Origin of the sequence: Kitasatospora sp. NPDC004745 (genome assembly GCF_042873275.1) — a bacterium.
Taxonomy (GTDB): domain Bacteria; phylum Actinomycetota; class Actinomycetes; order Streptomycetales; family Streptomycetaceae; genus Kitasatospora.
Genome location: NZ_JBIALK010000015.1, coordinates 17,762 through 35,914, shown reverse-complemented (window position 1 = coordinate 35,914; position 18,153 = coordinate 17,762). Strand labels below are relative to the sequence as shown.

Sequence of the window (18,153 nt, the reverse complement as noted above, 5' to 3'; positions counted from 1 at the left end):
GCAGGCGGCCCCGGCGCATGAGGGCCAGCTGGTCTCAGGGCACGGGGATCAGCCCGGCCTTGGCGGCGCCCGCGACGAGTTGCCAGTCGACGGTGACGTCGAAGGCGGTGTGGAAGGACTTGCGGGCCTTCACCAACCACGCCGCGGTGACGGTGCCGGCGACCAGGATGTCGCCGTGCAGCCTGACCGAGATCTCCCGGACGTCGACGCGGTCGACGTCGAGGTGGCCGTCCACGGAGAAGCTGAACCCGAGCAGCCCGGACAGCAGCGTGGCGCGGCCGTCCATGCCGAGCACGATGCCCGGCTGGAAGCGGTCGCCGGCCCGTCCGATGAAGTAGCCGTACTTGACGCCGGCTTCGAGGTCGATCAGGCCGGGGATGAGCGTGCCGCCGACCGAGCCGACTGCGCAGGCGTCCAGCTCGACGGTGGTGGCGCCGGTCTGATCCGCGCCGATCTTGAAGCGCAGCAGCCCGCCGCCGTAGACCGCGGGGAAGATCTGTTGCTGGTAGCTGCCGGTGATCTCCAGGAAGACCGATCCTCCGCTCTTCGCGGCCACCAGGTCGGCGGCGATGTCGGCGCCGACCTTGAGGTGGCCGAGCAGCTTGCCGAACCCGCACTCGACCGGCTGTCCGTCCGGGTCGGCCACCGCGAAGTCCGCGACGGCGGTGAGGCGTACGGCGGTGCCGTCGCGGGTGAGCGAGACCTGCAGCGGGCCGGGCAGTCCCGGTGTTCCGTGGCTCGGCACCAGGCTGTTGAGCAGGTTCATCACTTCGGCCACCGGCTGCAGCGGGCCGGCCAGCTCGACTGCGGGCGTGGGGAAGTCCGTCGAGCCGGCGGTCGGCGAGTCGATGTCGTGGACGATGGTGAGGATCTCGCCGAGCGGCTCGAACCGTAGGTGCTGTTCGACCTGCTGCTGCACGATCCGCCAGTCCTTGTCGGACTCGACCCGCACCGTGGACGAGGCGTACTGCGTGCGCGCCGTCCACGAGTCGGCGTTCACCAGGAGTCGGTCCACCGCGGCGGGGAAGGAGACCGTGCCCCCGGTGAACCGCAGCCGGCCGGCGTCCAGCGTGAGTGGGAACGCCTGCGGAGGGTCGTTCGGGTCGAAGGGGACGGCGTCCGTCGTCGGCGGTGGGAAGAGCCCGCCGGTGCGCAGCAGGGCGTACGGATCGGCCAGCCGGGGTGTGTCGACGCTGGTGATCTCCGCCGTTCCGGTGTCGATCTTCGGCCGTGGGTAGAGGATCCGCTGGGTCTCGCTCGCGAACAGCAGGGCGTAGTAGTCGTCCGGGTGGTCGTTGAAGAGGTGGGCGGGGTCGGCGAACCGGAAGGGGTACGGGTCGGCTCCGGTGGCCGTGGCCTCGCCCCGGCGGATCAGTGGCACGCCCCGCTGGGCGTCCACCGGGGCGACGGTCTGGTCCGGTTCGACCCGCACCACGCTCCACTGGCCGGGCGCGGGGAGCGCGGGCGTGCCGTGGACGGCGACGGCGAACTGCCGGGAGGCGGGGTCGGCGCTGTCGGCGTGGACTCCGGTGACGCGCATCAGGTGCGGCGAGTCGCCGATCCGGATGGTGCAGTCCACCGGGCCGCCGAGCGGTCCCTGCAGGGTGAACAGCTGCTGGAGCTGGCCGGGCGTCAGTGCGCCGACGCCACTGCTGGAGACCTGCTCGGAGAGCGGGATCCGCTGGACGAAGCCCAGGTGGCGGTGGGCCGGGACCCGGCCGTTCGCGCCCCCGGCCGTGAGACCGTCGATCTCGACGTCGGCGTCGAAGTAGACCGCCTGGAGGCGGGGACCGGGCGCGCCGGCGGCGCCGTCGAGGTCCACGTACAGCGAGGTGTCCCGGATCTCGCGGATGTCGAACAGGCCCCGTACGACGCCCGGGTGGAAGGTGATGCCGGGAGCCTTGGGGTGGTGGAAGAGCCCGGGTGTGCTGGCCAGCCAGCCGCTGTCGAAGCGGACCACGGCCGCGCTGCCGCGGCGTTCGAGCGTGATGGTGCGTACCAGCGTCGCCTGGCAGGGCCAGAGGATCGTGGTGAACTGCACGCGCTCGAAGGCCGTCCGGCCGTGGAAGGCGTCGAAGGCGACCTGCGTGATCGTCACGGCGGACGTGGAGTCGTTCACCCAGCGGCTGAACACGTTGGCGCCGTAGCCGCCGAGTTCGATCCGGTTCAGCGGTACCTCGGTCCGGAAGAGCGCGTCGAAGTCGCCGGCGAGCAGGCCGAGGACGGAGCTGACGGACGACCCGGGCGTGAGGTTCTCCAGTTGCCTGGTGGCGCCGCCCAGCAGGGGGACCGGGGGGACCACCGCGGGAGCGTCGTCGGTGCCGGCGCTCACTCCGGCCCGCAGGCTCAGCTGGCGCGCGCCGGTCATCCGGTCGGCCGGCCGGCCGCTCGGTGCGGTGAAATCGGGTCTCCGCAGGTCGAGTTCGGGCGGCTTGCGGTACCGGCGGTCGTGTGGATCGAGCATGGCCAGGGCGATCAGGCCGAAGGGCAGTGTGAACAGCGCGCTCACGCCGGCGGCGTCCTGCCGGTAGCCGCGGACGACCTCCTCGGTCAGCGGGACCGGCACGAACGGGACGAGCGCGACGGAGTCGGCCAGGACCAGGGCGGGGAGGCCGTCGTCGCCGGAGCGCAGCGGCCCGTCGACGTCGCCGGTCATGGGGTTGGTCAGGTTGTGCACCGTCTCCCAGTGGAACTGGGGCAGCAGGAAGATCCGGGCGTTGCCGGCGGCGGTGTTGAGCATCAGGTCCTTGACCGTGACCGGGAGCCGGGCGGCGGCGCTCAGCGGGATGCTGACGCCCAGTTGGTCGGAGTTCGAGGAGAGGTCGAGCAGGGTCAGACCGGTGGACGGGCCGAGCTCGTCGAAGACGGTGAGGAGCCAGTCCAGTGCCTGCTGCGCGGGCGCGGGGGGCTGGGCGGGATGGTCGGCGGGACGGAAGCCGAACACCGGTCCCGGTGGCGGGACCAGATCGGGCGGCAAGGCGTCGTCGGTGCCGAGGCCGATCGTCAGGTCGGGGGTCGCCGGGTCGGACCAGGCGACCCTGGCCTGCACCGTCACCGCTTCGGCGGGCGGTTCACGGTCCGTGAGGACGGTGAAGTTCGCGGCGTAGGGGTCGGGGAGCATGGGCAGGACGTGGAGCAGCCCGAAGTCCAGCGTGAGTGTGCCGGAGTCCAGCCGGTCGGGTGCGGCCAGCGGCCCGGCGACGGTCAGGCGGGACGGCGGGGTGGTGGACAGCAGCACGTTCGCCAGGGACAGCGCCGTCCGGTCCGCAGGCCGGGGTCGGTCGGGTACCGCGGTGAGCAGGAGCCCGACTCTGCCGGGCTGTTGGCCCAGCATGCACGCCGCCTTCAGCGGAGTGTCGATGGGCTCGCCCGCGGCAGTACGCGGCCGGTCCAGCCGGGTACGGGCGGTGCCCGCGGTCATCAGCAGGTCTCCGGCGGGGAGCACGCTCTCGTAGTCCAGGGGGAACTCGTGGGGGAAGCGGATCTCGACCGAGGAGCGGACGTCGGGTTCGGACTCCCGCCACAGCCGGAACTCCTGGCGGGCCCGGCAGGCGGCGGCCCGTGTGCAGACCACGGACAGCGACTGCCCGTGGGCCAGGACGTCGACGGGGCCCAGGACGGCCGGCCCCCCGTCGAGGCCGGGCCACCTCGCGGTCAGCCCGTCCCTCACGGAGAGCAGCAGCGCGCCGGTGCCGGCCGCCTCGCCGAGTCCCTCGGGGGCCGATCTGACCACGGGCAGTGCCCAGGCCGCGCGGGCGACCGCCGCCGTGCCGGACGGAGTGAACAGGTCGGCCCGGGTCCGGGTGATGGTGAGCCGGTCGGGCGTGGGGGTGAACGGGATCAGCAACCGGCTGGAGCCCTGGTCGTAGGCGGGTGGCTGCGCGTTCGCCCGCAGGGCGAAGGAGCTGCCGTAGACGGTGAGGGAGGCATCGGGGCTGCTGACGGACCCGGCGGACGGCTGGAGCAGGAGGACCACCTCCACGGGGAAGCCCGCCGTGGTGCCTGCGGCCTCGGCGCCCGGCCCGGTGCCTGGTCCGGACCCGGCCGGGGGATCGGGCGTGAGGGTCAGCCGCAGGTCCACGGAGGGCGGCACCGTCAGCCGCCCGTCGGAGAGCTGCGGCGCGGCGCCGACGTGGAGGGTGCCGCTCTTGATCCGCAGGCCCGCCCAGCCGTCGCCCGGGGCCGAGCCGACGAGCTGGTCGACGGCGATCCAGACCGTGCCGCCCGGCAGGTCGAACTGCCCCAGGCCGGGCACCCCCTCGCTCGCCGGCGGCAGCGCGAGGATCGGCGGGCCAGCCGCACCCCGGTGGACGGTCAGCCAGGAGTGCGGCTGGAACAGGTCGAACCAGACCCGGCGGTCCGCGCCGTCGAGGAAGGGGCCGAAGGTGCGGGCCGGCCGCTGGGCCACCGCCCGGCCCGGGGCGGACGGGTCCAGGCCCGGGGCGAACGTCTCGCGGCGGATCAGGCGGGGCGCGGGGCCGGGCGGCCGTGGCGCCGAGGCGTGCCGGGCGATCAGGTAGTCCAGTTCGGCGCGGAGGGCGCCGTCCACGGTCGGAGCGGTTCCGGAGGCCGGAGACGGGCCGCCGGGCGCGCCGTCGAGCAGGGCGCGCCGCAGGTCCGTCAGCTCTGCGGGCGTGGTGTCCGGGCCGGGCCGCAGATCCCCGGTGTGCGCGATCAGCAGGCTGAGCAGGTCGGTGTCGGGCATGACGGTAGCCCCTCTACGCGCGCTGCAGTGCGTGTCGGAGGTGGTGGCGTCCGCGCGCAGCAGTTCCGGGGCCGGTCTCCGCGCGGCTACGCAGGTGGTGCCGGGCCTCCTGCGGCAGCTGCCCCTTCGGGGCCGTGCCGGGCCGCGACCGTACGGTGGAGCCCGCAGACTCCTCAACGGCCGCCGGTCCGGCTGGAGTCGTCGCGGCACAGGGCCGCAGTTCCAGCGTCCCGCGATGGCGCGCGGACCGCCAACGGACGCGTCAGGCGGGCAGCCGGGTGCCGACGGCAGCAGTCGGCCCTCCCCGGACCCGGTACGTCGCGCCGGTACCTACACGCCGGCACTGACATTTCGCGGGGCCCGAGGCCCGCAGAAATCGAACAGATGATCTTCTCCGGCTGTGGTGCGCTCCGGGCCGTACCCCCAGCGGTTCCTCTCGGAGGTCTCGCATACGGCCCTGATCTGCACGAAGGCCCTTTCCCCGGCAGCCCGGCACCGCGTCCTCTCCGCCGTCCGCCGGCAAGAGCATGGTCTCGCTTCCCGCGCCCCGGGCGCCACCGTGCTCACCACCGGCAACCCCTGCACCACCTGTACGGGCGGATACCGCGATGACACCGTGGACAGCGGGGGCGTACTGACTCACACCGCTTCACCGGGGACGACCGCTCGCCACCTGCGGCAATGTCGCTGTGACCGACCTCGTGACAACCGCGCCTCATAACAACCATGCCTCGTAACAACCATGCCTTGTAACAACCGTGCAGGGAAAAGGAGTTCCTATCGATGCCCGACACCATGCGGCTGCTCCACACCTCGGACTGGCACCTGGGCCGGACCTTCTACCGCGAACCGCTCATCGACCACCAGCGGGTCTTCCTCGACCACCTGCTGGCCACCGTGCAGGAACGCGAGGTCAACGCGGTCCTCGTCGCCGGCGACGTCTACGACCGTGCCATCCCGGGGCTGGACGCGGTCGCCCTCTACGACCATGCCCTGAACGCCCTGGCCGACCTCGGTGTCCCCGTCGTCATGATCAGCGGCAACCACGACTCACCCCGTCGGCTGGGCGTGGCCTCCCGCCTGATCGAGCGCGCCGGCATCCACCTGCGCACGGACCCGGCCACCTGCCACCTGCCCGCCGTGCTCCACGACGCCCACGGCCCCGTCGCGTTCTACGGCCTGCCCTACCTGGAGCCGGCCATGACCCGCGACGAGCTCGGCGCCGGAGCCCCCACCCACGAAGCCGTCCTCGGCGCGGCGATGGACCGCGTCCGCGCGGACCTCGCCGCCCGGCCGGCGGGCACCCGTGCCGTCGTCCTCGCCCACGCCTTCGTCACCGGCGCCGCGGAAAGCCGTGACAGCGAACGCGACATCACCGCGGGCGGAATCCCGACGGTGCCCGCGTCCGTCTTCCACGGAGTCGACTACGTCGCCCTGGGCCACCTCCACCGTCCTCAGCGGATCACCGACCGCATCCGCTACAGCGGTTCCCCCCTCGCCTACTCCTTCGACGAAGCCCGCTATGCCAAGACCATGTGGATCGTCGACCTCCACCCCGATGCCGCCCCCGCCGTCGAGCCCGTGCCCTGCCCCGTACCCCGCCGGCTCGAGACCCTCACCGGCCGTCTGGACGACCTCCTCGGCGACCCGGACCACGAGGCGCTGCGCGAGGCATGGCTGCACGTCACCCTGACCGACCCGCAACGCCCCGTCCACGCGATGGACCGGTTGCGTGGCCGCTTCCCCCACACCGTCCACCTCGACTTCGCCCCCGAAGGCGGAACCGACACCACCGCCACGTCCTACACCGCCCGCACCCGCCACCGCACCGACATCGAGATCACCCGGGACTTCATCAGCCACGTGAGGGGAGGGCGCGAACCCGACCCCGCCGAGGCAGGCCTGCTGCTGCGAGCCGTGGAGGAAGCCCGGGTCGAGGAAACCGTGAAGGAAACCGCCTGATGCGTCTGCACCGTCTCACCCTTCAGGCCTTCGGCCCGTTCCGCACCCGCGAGAGCGTCGACTTCGACACGCTCCGCCAAGGCGGCCTGTTCCTGGTCCACGGCGCCACCGGAGCCGGCAAGTCCACGGTCTTCGACGCCGTCTGCTTCGCCCTGTACGGGAACGTTCCCGGCAAGCGCCACGCGATGTCGCTGCGCAGCCATCACGCGGATGCCGCCACCGTGACCCAGGTCGAGCTGGAATTCACCATGGCGGGGCGCAGGCTGCGGATCACCCGTACACCCCAGCAGGAGAAGCCGGGCCGTGCCACCGCCCTGTCGGCCACCGCCCACCTGCTGGAACGGCACGCCGACACCGCCTCCGGACAAGAGGTGTGGAAGCCGGTCATCTCCGGGCATCAGGAGACGAACAGCGAGATCAGCGCCTTGCTGGGGATGAGCCGGGACCAGTTCTGCCAGGTCGTGCTGCTGCCCCAGGGGGAGTTCGCCAGGTTCCTGCGGGCCGACGCCACCGAGCGGGGCGCGGTCCTGAGCCGGCTCTTCGGCACCCACCGCTTCACGGCCGTCCAGCGCTGGCTCTCCGACCACGCGAAGGAGACCGGCCGCCTCCGCGACGAGGCCCAGGCGGGGGTGTGGCGCGACGCGGACCGCATCCAGCACGCCGCCGCGGCGGTGGGCATCACCACCACCGCACCCACCCCTTCTCCCGACGCCCCGGACCTCACGCCCGCGCAGACGCTCGAGTGGGCGCACGTACTGAGCGCCGCTGCAGGCACGGCCCACCACGATGCGCGGACCGCGCTGTCGACAGCCCGCGACGGGCATTCCGCCGCGACGAGGCACGCGGAGACCGTCCGTGCCCTCGCCGAGCGCCAGCACCGCCACCGCGCTGCGGCCCTGGCACTCGCGGAACTCCGCGCCCAGGCGGACCACTTCGGGGCACTGGAGCAGACCCTGGAGCGTGCTCTGCGCGCCGAGCCGGTGCGCGCACTGCTGAGCGCCCTCGACGCCGCCGACCGTGAACACGCCGCGGCCGCCGAAGCACGGGACAAGGCCACGCAGAACCTGCCCGAGCCCCACACCCAGGCCGGCGACGCGGACCTGGCCACTGTCGAGAACCGGCTGGCGAACGACCTCGGCCACCTGGACGCCCTGCGGCACGACGAGGAACGAGCCGCCGAGCGGACCACCCTCCTGGCGGCCCTGGACGCGGAACTGGAGCAGGCCGAAGCCGACCAGACGGAGATCGCCGTCCGGCTGCAGCAGGCGGACGAGGAACGCGCCGAGCACACCGCCCGGCTGGAAGCGGCCCAGCACGCCCACGTCGAAGCCGTCCGGCTCGGCGCCACGCTGCCACAGCTCGCACAGCAGCTGGACGCGGCCCGCCGAAGCGACGCCCTGGCCGGCAAGAGTGCCAAGGCCCGCGCCAAGGCCGAGAAGTTGAAGGAAGCCGCACTCACGGCCGGACAGCAGGCCAGGGACCTGCTCGACCGGCGCCTCGAAGGCATGGCCGGTGAGCTCGCCGGACAGCTGGAGGCCGACCGACCCTGCCCCGTGTGCGGCTCCCCGACCCACCCCAGGCCCGCCACCACGGGGGAGGGCCACCCCACCCGGGAGGACGCCGCGCAGGCCGACAAGGAATTCCGCAAGGCCGACCGGGCCTGGCAGAAGGCCGAAGTGGACGCCGCGAAGTACTCCACGGAAGCCGAAGCGGCCCGAGAACAAGCAGGCGACGCCACGACCGCAGACCTCGAGCAGGCCCACCAGGACGCCGAGCGTACGCACGCCGAACTGCTCGGCGCGGCCGCCGACATCGCCCCCGCCGAAGAACAGCTGAGGCTCTTCGACGAACAGCACGCCGAGCGCACCAGGGAAGTCGCGGCGCTCGGCAAACGGATCGGCGACTACGTCGGACGGCAGGAAACCCACGCCGGCGAGGCCGAAATCCTCGGCCGACGGCTGAAAGAAGCACTCGACGGGCACCCGAGCGTGGCCGACCGCATCACCCACCTGACCGGACAGCGGGCAACCGTCACCGCCGCCCGCACCGCGATCCGGCATGCCGACACCACGGCGGTCAATCTCGCCCGGGCCCGCAGGGGCGCCGAGGAACAGGCCACCGACGCCGGCTTCGACACGCTCCCTGACGTTCGGGCGGCACTGGTCCCGCGGGAAAGGACCGACCACATGGCGGAGGAGCTCGCCGCCTGGCGCACCGAGCAGGCCACCCGGGCGGCCACGCTGACGGACCCGGCCGTCGCGGCGGCCGCACAGGAGGACCCGGCGGACCCACAGGCCGCCGACACGGCCCTGGCCGAGGCCACCGAAACCCTGGCCACCGCCACCGCGGCCGAGACCGCGACCCGTGCCTGCCGCGACGCCCTGGCCTCACACCTCGACGACCTCACCGCGCACACCACCCGTCTGGGCCCGCTGGCCGAGGAGCACGCGCGCGCCAAGCACCTGGCCGAACTCGCGGCCGGAACCTCCACCGACAACCAACTGCGCATGCACCTGGAGGCCTACGTCCTCGCCGCCCGGCTCGAGGACGTCGCACGCGCCGCCAACACCCGCCTGAAGCGGATGTCCCTGGGCCGCTACCTGCTCTCCCACACCGATACCCGCTCCGGCAGGGGCCGCTCGGGCCTGGGCCTGGAAATCCTGGACCAGTGGACCGGCCAGACCCGCGACACCAAGACCCTCTCGGGAGGGGAGTCGTTCTTCGCCTCCCTGGCCCTGGCCCTCGGCCTCGCCGATATCGTCGCCCACGAGGCCGGCGGCAGCCGGCTGGACACCCTCTTCATCGACGAGGGCTTCGGCAGCCTCGACGAGGACACCCTGGACGAGGTCCTCCAGGTCCTCGACGAACTGCGCTCCCACAGCCGGGCCGTCGGAGTTGTCAGCCACGTCGCGGACCTGCGCCGCCGCATTCCCACACAGATGCACGTGCGCAAGCACGAGAACGGCTCGACCATCAGGGCCCTGGAGTGCGCACCGGCCCACTGACGCGACCCGCGGCAGGCGACACCCACGACGGAGAACCCGTCCCGGCGTCGCCTGCCGCGCAGCCGGCGCCGCTCGGCAGCTCGCGCACCCCGATCCCCGAATGTGCGCTGCAACGTGCGATCCAGGGTGACTTTCGAGCTGTGGCGTGCAGCGTGGAGGTGAGGTTGTGACTGACGACCTGTTCGCGTCGGTCGACGCGTTGCCGGCGCGGCCGCGTCCGGTGGACGACCTGCCCGTGCCGGCGGAGCGGGAGCGGCTGCGCAAGCTGGGGGAGTACACCCAGGAGACGCGCCGCCCCCGGCCCGTCACCACACGGCTGCCAGGGCACTCCGCCGTGGGACCGGACGCTGCACGCGACGCTCTACTCGGCGAAGGGGCGGCGGGTGCGACCTGACAGGGAAGGGCTTCCTGCTACCGGGCCGGGACTCCGGGGGCGACGCCGGGGGCACTCGACCTGCGCACCTTGACCTTGGTCTTGGTCAGCCGCGTGAGCGCGGCCGTGACGTCGGCGGCCTGAGCGTCGGTGAAGGCCGTCTTGAGGATGGTCGCGGACACGGGGGCTCCGCTCGGCCTCTTCACCAGGACCGACCAGGCCAGGGGAGTGTCCGTGGCTCGGGTGACCGACGTCCACGGGAACCTCAGCTCCCCGGACGCCGTACGGATGACGGCCTCCTGATCGGTCATCGCGACCGATGTGGGACCCGCCTGGCGCTGGGCGGCACGAGCAGCGAGCTTCTTGGCAACCACTGCGACGTTCTGGACCTGGATCAGGCAGGCGATGAGCGCGGCGACCGCGAAGAGGACACCGCCCGCTGCGAGGCAGAGCAGCGAGAGCAGCAACCAGGCGCCGGCGACCGCCCAGCGCACAGCCGGTGCGGGGAAGTTGGCTCTCACCGCGGCGGCGAGCTCCTCAGGTGCTGCGTCGTACTCCACCTGGACGTTCACGTTCGTTCCTTTGTTCGCGAGGGCACATCATGGCTGGGACACCGAACCCGGCACAAACGCGATGCGGCAGCCCCGGATGGGACGCCTACGACCTGTGCCGGAGGGCCCGCGAGACGAAGGCGCGCCAGGACACCGGGAGCTGATGCGGACCCTGGCCCGGGCCGACTGCGGCCAGGTCCCGAAGGAGGAGACCACCTGGGAGTACCGCCCAGGTCGGCCGGTCTCCCGCCCATGAGCAGGCCGCATCCTGGCCTGCACCCGCTCCGTCCGTCCTGCCGTCATCCGGCTCTGCCGCGTCGGCTGCCCTGGTGCTGCGCTGCCGCGCCCGGGACGGCCGCCGAGCGGGCCTGCGTGGTCGAACGTGCCGTTGGTCAGCCTGGTCAGACGCTCCGGGATGTGTGGGGTGCGGGCGCGGTGGAACCCGAGCTTCGGTGACCAGCAGCAGGGGTTGGTCTTGAAGGGGCCGGCGGAACTCGGGCTCGTCCTCCGGTCCGTCGCGCGACCAGCGGCGGTCATCCCAGCCCTTGTCTAGTGCTGTGACCGCATAGGTTCACCGGATTGGCGGGTGGCGCGGTTGGATGGGTGGTGACGTCCATTCCGATTACTGGAGGTGGGGTGGCCGAGCCTGTGCGGGTCCGCAGACTGACCGATCAGGAAGGACAGAAGCTGCAGCAGATCGTCCGCCGGGGCAGCACCAGCTCGGTGCGCTACCGGCGGGCAATGATGTTGTTGGCGTCCGCCGGCGGGAACCGGGTGCCGGTTATCGCCCGGTTGGTCCACGCCGACGAGGACACTGTGCGGGATGTGATCCACCGGTTCAACGAGATCGGTCTGGCCTGCCTGGACCCTCGATGGGCGGGAGGCCGTCCCCGCCTGCTCACCCCTGACGACGAGGACTTCGTCGTCCAGACGGCCACCACCCGCCCCGCCAAGCTCAGCCAGCCCTTCACCCGCTGGTCGGTACGCAAACTCGCCGACTACCTGCGGAAAGTACACGGACGCATCATCCGTATCGGCCGGGAGGCCTTACGCTGCCTGCTCCGGCGCCGCGGCATCACCTTCCAGCGCACCAAGACCTGGAAGGAGTCCCCCGACCCCGACCGCAACGCCAAGCTCGACCGGATCGAGCATGTTGTGGAACGCTTCCCGGACCGGGTCTTTGCCTTCGATGAGTTCGGACCCCTGGGGATCCGGCCCACCGCGGGCTCCTGCTGGGCGAAGCAGGGCAGGCCCGACCGGCTGCCGGCGACCTTCCGCCGCACCCACGGCATCACCTACTTCCACGGCTGCTACTCCGTGGGCGACGACACACTGTGGGGCGTCAACCGCCGCCGCAAGGGCACCGCCAACAGCCTGGCCGCACTGAAGTCGATCCGCGCCGCCCGGCCCGACGGCGCCCCGATCTACATCATTCTGGACAACCTCTCCGCCCACACCGGCGCGGACATCCGCCGCTGGGCGAAGAAGAACAAGGTCGAACTGTGCTTCACCCCGACCTACGCCTCCTGGGCCAACCCGATCGAGGCCCACTTCGGACCGCTGCGGCAGTTCACCATCGCCAACTCCCACCACCCCAACCACACGGTCCAGACCCGGGCCCTGCGTGCCTACCTCCGCTGGCGCAACGCCAACGCCCGCCACCGCGACGTCCTGGCCGCCGAACGTAAGGAACGCGCTCGCATCCGCAGCGAGAGAGGCATCCGCTGGGGCGGACGCCCACTCGCCACTGCGGCCTGAGCGAACCGGTGAACCTATGCGGTCAGAACAACTAGCGCTGACTGGGCATCGGCTCGGCAACCTCCGAGAAGGCGCCTGATAGGTGGTCCCGGTCAGCCAAAGTGACCTATCCATAGGGTATTTTGACTGGCCTTCTATCTCAAACCGACTATCCAGGACGAATGAAAGGAGAGCACCATGAGCATCACCAGGACCGCACGTAGGACGCGGGCCAAGATGACCGTGTCCATCGCGGCCCTGGCCGCGGGCTCACTCATACTCACCGCCTGCAGCGGAAGCAGCGACAGCGCCAGCAAGCTCGACGGTACCTACTACGTCAAGGACGTCAACGGCACGTCCGACCTCGGCCAGCTGGTCGTCAAGGGCAACAGTGTCTCGCATCATGAGTACAGCTGCGACGGTGTCTACGAGAAGCCGGGCGTGACCAGCACCGGCGAGTTCAACAAGGATCAGTCCCAGATCATCTGGACGGTCGCCGGAGACGACAGCCGCAACAAGCGGACCGGCAGCGAGCCGATCTCAACCAGCACCACCTCGATCAGCATCAGCGGTAGCGCGTACGTGCGGGACAACTCCGATGCGGGCAAGGCTCTGTTGGACGGCTTCAAGACCAAGTGCGGGAAGTAGCGTCGACGTCCCGCTCGGCCGGCCAAGCAGCGCAGAACCCCGTGGGCATCGCGTCCACGGGGTTCTGTCCTTCCTCGGCTGGTCAAGCCTCTGACGTCTACTCCTGAAGCTGCAGCGCCCGGTATTCCTCGATCGTCTCCGGCGGCTGGCCGTATTTCGGGGCATGCCGCTCGACGAAATCGAGTTCGGCCCACGCCTCTGGCCTCCGAATCCTCGACTGGGCCACCACGACGAACATCACGGCGCTGACGCCGATGTTGGACAGACACCACCCCGTCAGCAGCACCATCAGCACCACAGGCAGATCATTCTCGATCTCCATGGTGCCCAAAACGCCCAAGCCTGCGCCGTTGACCAGAAGGCCCGCCACGTACCCCTCGACCGAGCCGACCAGACGCGCCAGGATCCTCGGCTCGTCACGATGCCGCACGGCGCGCACCATCTCGCCGACGAACACTACGGTAGCCACAGCCGCCGCAGCACTCAGTGCCTGCTCACGGATCCCGGTGACCCACCATCGCGCCGAGCTCCACCAGCCACGCGGGAACTCGCCGCGAAGCCTTGATCCGGGCCTCATGCTCCCCTCCTCCTCACGCTCCTCAAAGGACGACGCACCGGGTGAGGGTGATCGTTCTCACCGGGTGCGTCAGCCCTCCACGCTCGCCGTCGATCGGACGATCAGTCTCCCTCGCGCCGGCCTCGGCGGAGGCCACCGGCTGGCTGCTGCTGCGGCTTTGGGGGCCAACTCCCACCACCCCAACCACACGGTCCAGACCCGGGCCCTGCGTGCCTACCTCCGCTGGCGCAACGCCAACGCCCGCCACCGCGACGTCCTGGCCGCCGAACGTAAGGAACGCGCTCGCATCCGCAGCGAGAGAGGCATCCGCTGGGGCGGACGCCCACTCGCCACTGCGGCCCGAGCGAACCGGTGAACCTATGCGGTCAGAGCACTAGGGGGCTGGCAGGTGCGCCCGCGGTACGCGGGATAGCGGCCGTCGGGCCCGGTGCGGAGGTGGGGGCGGTCGTCGTCACGCCCTGCGAATGCCGCCCCGCCCCGCCCGGACACGGGAACGGCACCGAAGCCAGTGGTCATGGTCCTGCCCGGTCGGGCACTGTGAGCTCGTTGTGTGGTCATAAATGCGACGTTTATGCGATGAATAATGTTGCATTTAGAGAGTGCTTCTGCGATATCTTCTTTGCTGGGAGGTATGTGATGTCTGAGATCTTCGCGGCGGTGGACGCGCTGCTGGCCAAGGCCCGGGACGGCGGTGACCTGCCGGAGCCGGTCGAGCGGGAGCGGCTGCGCAAGGCCGCGGGCCTGACGCAGGTCGAGGTGGCCGCGGCTCTGGACACCCGGCGGGAGACGTTCGCGAAGTGGGAGGCCGGGACGGCGCAGCCGCGGGCGCCGAGGCGGGGCGCGTACGCCTTCCTGCTCGCGGGCCTGGCCGAGATCCACGGCGTCCAGGGCCCGGACGGCTGGCTCACCCTCGCCCGCCAGGCCCGTCCCCTCGAGGCCGGCACCGAGACCACGGAAGGGAAGTGACACCCTGATGGACCGCAAGACGTACACCGCCGAGCTCGCCGGTCTGCGCGAGCTGCGCACCGAGATCACGGCCGCGGAGAAGGCGGTCGCTGCCGCGCAGAAGGAGCTGGACAAGCTCAACAAGCAGCGTGCGCGTCGGGTGGCCGGGCTGGCGGGGTACGAGGGCGCCCAGGCGCCGGCGGTCGCGAAGGCTTCGGGGCTGTCGGTCGGCGACGTCGTGCGGATCGCCCCGCTGCTGGACCCGACCCCGGCCGCCGTCCGCGCCGCCAAGGCCGCCGACCAGGCCGCCGCCGTCGCCGCGCCCGCCCCGGCGTCCGTGGCCGAGCCGGTCGCCGAGCCCGCAGCTGCGGTCGCTCCGGCGCTGACCCGCCCGGCCGGCGTCGTCGAGCAGCCGGCCCCGGCTGCCCCGGTGACCGAGGTGCCGACCGCGGTCGAGGACCAGGCCGTCGTCGAGCAGCCCGCCCCTGCTGCTCCCGCCTCCGCCGCTGCGCCGGTCGTCCCGGCCGCTTCGGTCGCTCCGGTTGCTGCCGCGGCGCGTCCGGTGGTCGAGGCCGGGCCGCGTGAGCTGCCCACCCTCCCGGAGGGCCCGGCCGGTGCCCGGTTCGAGGCAGTGACCACGGGCCTGGTGTCCAAGCGCCCGAACTTCGTTCAGCAGGCCCGCGCCACGGTGTTCCTGGACGCCGCGACCGGCGACCTGGCGGTGCGCGACCGTGTGGTGCGGCTCGACCTCGGTGCCTGCACGCCCGGGGAGATCCTGGACGCGGTGCTGGCGACCGCGCCCGGCACGGAGCGCATCTACATCACTGCCGGCGCCCCGTGGCACGACGGCGCCGAGCGGTACTCCACGCTCAAGGACGCGGTCGCGGCCTGGCTCAACACTCCGAGCGAGCGGTGGACCACCGCCGTGGGCTCGGGTCGGGACAAGCTCGCCGGGCACTTCGTCCACCAGCGCCAGCCGGTCGGCCGCTACGCGCCCGCCACCGCGCCGGACAGCGGCAGCACCGAGATCCGCTCCATGGGGGAGTGGTTCGACCCGGACGGCGCCGATGTCGTCACCTGCCGCCAGGTGTTCACGCTGCTGTGGCAGGCGCTGCGCCGGCACTGGGACGACGCGGTCCTGATGGGTTCGCCGTCGCAGACGGGCCGGGACCTGTGGTCGCGCACCATCCCGACCACCGGCAAGTGGGCGGGCGGTTACCCGGTGCTGTCCGAGGAGCTGCGGGGCCTGCTGCACGCGACCGGTGGGCAGGGCCGGACCGAGCTGGTCCTGCCGCCTCGCGTCCCCGAGCGGCTGCCCGCCTTGGTGGAGTACGACCGTACGTTCGCCTACGCGAAGCACCTGTGGAAGTCGCCGGTCGGCACGCCGCGCCGGATCACTGCGGCCGCGTTCGCCGCGATGACCGAGGCGGAGCAGGTCAAGGCGCTGATGTCCTGTTCGCACTGGAACGTGCGCGTGACGGTCCCGGCCGGGTGGAACCATGTCGGCCTGCTGCCCGCGCCGGTGACCGGGGACCGCGCCTGGGTCTACCCCTCCGAGCCCGGCGTGACGTTCACCACGTGGGCGGGCGGCGCGGAGGTCCACCTGGCGCTGTCGAACCACATCGCGCCGTGGCGGATCGAGGTCCTCGGCGGCCTGCTGTTCGAGGACGGCAAGCCGCTCGACGAGTGGGGCAAGCGACTCAAGGCTGCGTGGGCGGACCTGACCAACCTCTCCCGCGTCCACGGGGACGAGCGGCAGCGGCAGGCGGCCTACCTCGCCTCCCGCGCGGTCCGCTCGGTGCTGCTGTTCGGCCTGGGCGGGTTCGCGCAGCGCCCGCGGCTGGTCTCCGGCACCACGCCGGTCGGTGAGGCGCTCCCGGCCGGGGTGGAGATCCTCGGCCAGGGCGACGAGGTGGTGACCTGGCAGCGGCAGGCCGGGTTCTCCCGCGACCCGTACGCCCACCCGGAGTGGGCGGCCTACGTGTGGTCGGGGGCGCGGGCGGCGCTGCTGGACATGAAGTACCGCCAGGGCAAGGACGTCATCGGCCACGCCGGTGCCCTCCACGCCAAGCCCGGCACGGTCGTCTACTTCGGCACCGACGGCATCGCCCTGACCGAGCGCCAGCCCTGGCCCTACCGGGGCGAGCCCGGCGACTACCTCCTCAAGGGCCACCTGGCAGGGCCGGTGGAGCACCCGACCAACCAGGAGCAGTACCTGAAGCTGCGCGGTCTGGGCCGCGCCGAGCTCGCCGCCGCCGAGAAGGGGGCTGACCAGTGAGCCCGGCCGATCCGCAGAACCCGAACGAGGCCGCCCGGTTGACCCAGGAACTGCTGGACGCGGGCTACAGCAAGCGGAAGGTCGCGAGGATGCTGGGCCGTGACACCTCGCTGGTGTCGCAGTTCTTCACCAAGGGCAAGGGCGCGAGCATGGTCGGCGCGCTGCGCCAGCTGGTCCTGGCAGTCCGGGGCGGCGAGCGGGACCCGGAGGCGCTGGCCGGGATCGCCGAGGCGAACACCAGCCGCCGCCGGACCAGGACCGGGCAGAAGGCCCGGGTGCGGGGCAAGGACACCGTCGGTGAGGCGGGCGGGTCGATGGCCGGCCGCGCCGGGAGGCAGGCCATCCGCTCTGGCGCCTCCCACCTCGCGCCGGTGGTCCACGAGACCGGCCAGGCCGGCGGCCGCCTCGCCTTCACGGTGCGGATGAAGGCCGACCAGTACGTCTACAGCGCGGGCTCGGAGCAGGACTCCGGCGGCATCCGCCGCGGGTTCATCCCCCGCTCGGACGGCACCGAGGAGCGCACCTACGGCTCCGCCAGCACCGGGGGCTTCGACGCCGCCGAGTGGTCGAGGCGGGTCGCCGAGCACCACGGCGACGTCACCCACGCGATGCGCGAGTGGCTGGTGGAGACCGGCCGCGCCATCGAGGACGCCGACATCCAGTACCTCGAAGTCCGGGCCTGGGTGCCCGAGTCGTGAGCACACCTCTCTGCCTCGACGAAGGAGTCGATCGCGTGATGACGCAGGCGTGGGACTGGTCGTCTCTGCAGACCATGAGCCAGCCGGCCTCCGAGCTCCCCCGGTATCTGGAGCGGCTGGTGTCCGGCGGTCCCGACGAACGCCGCGGTGCCCGTTCGGTCCTGTACTGCGAGGTTGCCAACCAGGGTCAGCTCTACACCGCGGCCGCGGCGTGCGTGGACTTCATCACCGGGTACGTCCGCGCTGGCGGGCGACTGAACAGCGCCGCGCTGAGAATCCTGGAGGAGATCCTCAACGCCAGGAACTCCGGCTCGACCGTCGAGGTCGACGGGGGGACGGTCGACACCGCCGCGTACTGCCGGGATCGGATCCTGGGCGTCGTCCCCGACATCCTGCGCACCGCCGACCCGGCCGACCTCGACCAGTTCGACGCCGTCTGCTTCCTCGTCCCCCAACTCGCCGACTCCGCACCGCAGATCATCGACTTCCTGCACAGGCACGCCACCCACCCGGCTCCCGGTGTCCGCAAGCCCGTCCTCGAAGCACTGGAAGAAGCCGAAGAGGTCGTACGGGACGGCCACAACCCCTGACGACCCGGACCGCCACACCACCGCCCGGCTCCGGCCGGATGGAACCCGCACCACCCCGTGCACCCAAGCCAGGAAGAACAGGAG

Annotated in this window: 12 protein-coding genes and 1 pseudogene; 10 read left to right on the top strand and 3 right to left on the bottom strand. The window is 72.0% G+C overall.

The window, feature by feature from the left end:
- Window positions 1-34: 34 nt before the first annotated feature.
- A complete protein-coding gene (locus ACFYUY_RS23415; RefSeq protein WP_387903198.1) occupies window positions 35-4,705 on the bottom strand; it encodes a hypothetical protein in 4,671 nt (1,556 codons plus the stop codon).
- Window positions 4,706-5,500: 795 nt separating this feature from the next.
- Here ACFYUY_RS23415 and ACFYUY_RS23410 point away from each other — a divergent pair.
- From ACFYUY_RS23410 to ACFYUY_RS23400, 3 genes are all read left to right on the top strand, one after another.
- Window positions 5,501-6,667, top strand: coding sequence for an exonuclease SbcCD subunit D (locus ACFYUY_RS23410; RefSeq protein ID WP_387903499.1), 1,167 nt, complete (start codon window positions 5,501-5,503; stop codon window positions 6,665-6,667).
- Window positions 6,667-9,672 carry an AAA family ATPase gene (locus ACFYUY_RS23405; RefSeq protein ID WP_387903195.1) on the top strand — a complete coding sequence of 1,002 codons (3,006 nt, stop codon included), beginning with the start codon at window positions 6,667-6,669 and terminating at the stop codon, window positions 9,670-9,672. Before ACFYUY_RS23410 ends, ACFYUY_RS23405 begins: the two co-directional genes overlap by 1 nt.
- Window positions 9,673-9,838: 166 nt before the next feature.
- Window positions 9,839-10,066: a hypothetical protein gene (locus ACFYUY_RS23400; RefSeq protein ID WP_387903192.1), complete on the top strand. Its 228-nt coding sequence runs from the start codon at window positions 9,839-9,841 to the stop codon at window positions 10,064-10,066.
- A gap of 17 nt (window positions 10,067-10,083) precedes the next feature.
- On the opposite strand, the gene ACFYUY_RS23395 is transcribed toward ACFYUY_RS23400, so the two are convergent.
- Window positions 10,084-10,617, bottom strand: coding sequence for a hypothetical protein (locus ACFYUY_RS23395; RefSeq protein WP_387903190.1), 534 nt, complete (start codon window positions 10,615-10,617; stop codon window positions 10,084-10,086).
- 615 nt (window positions 10,618-11,232) lie between these two features.
- On the opposite strand from ACFYUY_RS23395, the gene ACFYUY_RS23390 reads away from it, so the two are divergent.
- Complete coding sequence (locus ACFYUY_RS23390; protein WP_387903187.1) at window positions 11,233-12,354, top strand: IS630 family transposase; 1,122 nt, start codon at window positions 11,233-11,235, stop codon at window positions 12,352-12,354.
- Window positions 12,355-12,531: 177 nt separating this feature from the next.
- On the top strand, window positions 12,532-12,981 hold the full coding sequence (locus ACFYUY_RS23385; RefSeq protein WP_360211087.1) for a hypothetical protein: 450 nt from the start codon (window positions 12,532-12,534) through the stop codon (window positions 12,979-12,981).
- A gap of 97 nt (window positions 12,982-13,078) precedes the next feature.
- Here ACFYUY_RS23385 and ACFYUY_RS23380 read toward each other — a convergent pair whose 3' ends face one another.
- Window positions 13,079-13,558: a hypothetical protein gene (locus ACFYUY_RS23380; protein WP_387903185.1), complete on the bottom strand. Its 480-nt coding sequence runs from the start codon at window positions 13,556-13,558 to the stop codon at window positions 13,079-13,081.
- A 163-nt stretch (window positions 13,559-13,721) separates the two neighbouring features.
- On the opposite strand from ACFYUY_RS23380, the pseudogene ACFYUY_RS23375 reads away from it, so the two are divergent.
- From ACFYUY_RS23375 to ACFYUY_RS23355, 5 genes and pseudogenes are all read left to right on the top strand, one after another.
- A pseudogene (locus tag ACFYUY_RS23375) lies at window positions 13,722-13,913 on the top strand (IS630 family transposase); the annotation flags it as partial.
- A 281-nt stretch (window positions 13,914-14,194) separates the two neighbouring features.
- On the top strand, window positions 14,195-14,524 hold the full coding sequence (locus tag ACFYUY_RS23370) for a helix-turn-helix transcriptional regulator (protein WP_360213413.1): 330 nt from the start codon (window positions 14,195-14,197) through the stop codon (window positions 14,522-14,524).
- A 7-nt stretch (window positions 14,525-14,531) separates the two neighbouring features.
- The gene (locus tag ACFYUY_RS23365; protein WP_387903182.1) at window positions 14,532-16,781 is read left to right on the top strand and encodes a hypothetical protein; all 2,250 of its coding nucleotides are present in this window, start codon (window positions 14,532-14,534) and stop codon (window positions 16,779-16,781) included.
- On the top strand, window positions 16,778-17,479 hold the full coding sequence (locus ACFYUY_RS23360; RefSeq protein WP_387903180.1) for a helix-turn-helix domain containing protein: 702 nt from the start codon (window positions 16,778-16,780) through the stop codon (window positions 17,477-17,479). Before ACFYUY_RS23365 ends, ACFYUY_RS23360 begins: the two co-directional genes overlap by 4 nt.
- 38 nt (window positions 17,480-17,517) lie before the next feature.
- The gene (locus ACFYUY_RS23355) at window positions 17,518-18,069 is read left to right on the top strand and encodes a hypothetical protein (RefSeq protein ID WP_387903177.1); all 552 of its coding nucleotides are present in this window, start codon (window positions 17,518-17,520) and stop codon (window positions 18,067-18,069) included.
- Window positions 18,070-18,153: the final 84 nt, after the last annotated feature.

Coding starts and splice junctions, on each gene's coding strand:
- ACFYUY_RS23415 (WP_387903198.1), bottom strand. CDS start 4,705: ATGCCCGACACCGACCTGCTCAGCCTGCTGATCGCGCACACCGGGGAT.
- ACFYUY_RS23410 (WP_387903499.1), top strand. CDS start 5,501: ATGCGGCTGCTCCACACCTCGGACTGGCACCTGGGCCGGACCTTCTAC.
- ACFYUY_RS23405 (WP_387903195.1), top strand. CDS start 6,667: ATGCGTCTGCACCGTCTCACCCTTCAGGCCTTCGGCCCGTTCCGCACC.
- ACFYUY_RS23385 (WP_360211087.1), top strand. CDS start 12,532: ATGAGCATCACCAGGACCGCACGTAGGACGCGGGCCAAGATGACCGTG.
- ACFYUY_RS23380 (WP_387903185.1), bottom strand. CDS start 13,558: ATGAGGCCCGGATCAAGGCTTCGCGGCGAGTTCCCGCGTGGCTGGTGG.
- ACFYUY_RS23370 (WP_360213413.1), top strand. CDS start 14,195: ATGTCTGAGATCTTCGCGGCGGTGGACGCGCTGCTGGCCAAGGCCCGG.
- ACFYUY_RS23365 (WP_387903182.1), top strand. CDS start 14,532: ATGGACCGCAAGACGTACACCGCCGAGCTCGCCGGTCTGCGCGAGCTG.
- ACFYUY_RS23355 (WP_387903177.1), top strand. CDS start 17,518: ATGACGCAGGCGTGGGACTGGTCGTCTCTGCAGACCATGAGCCAGCCG.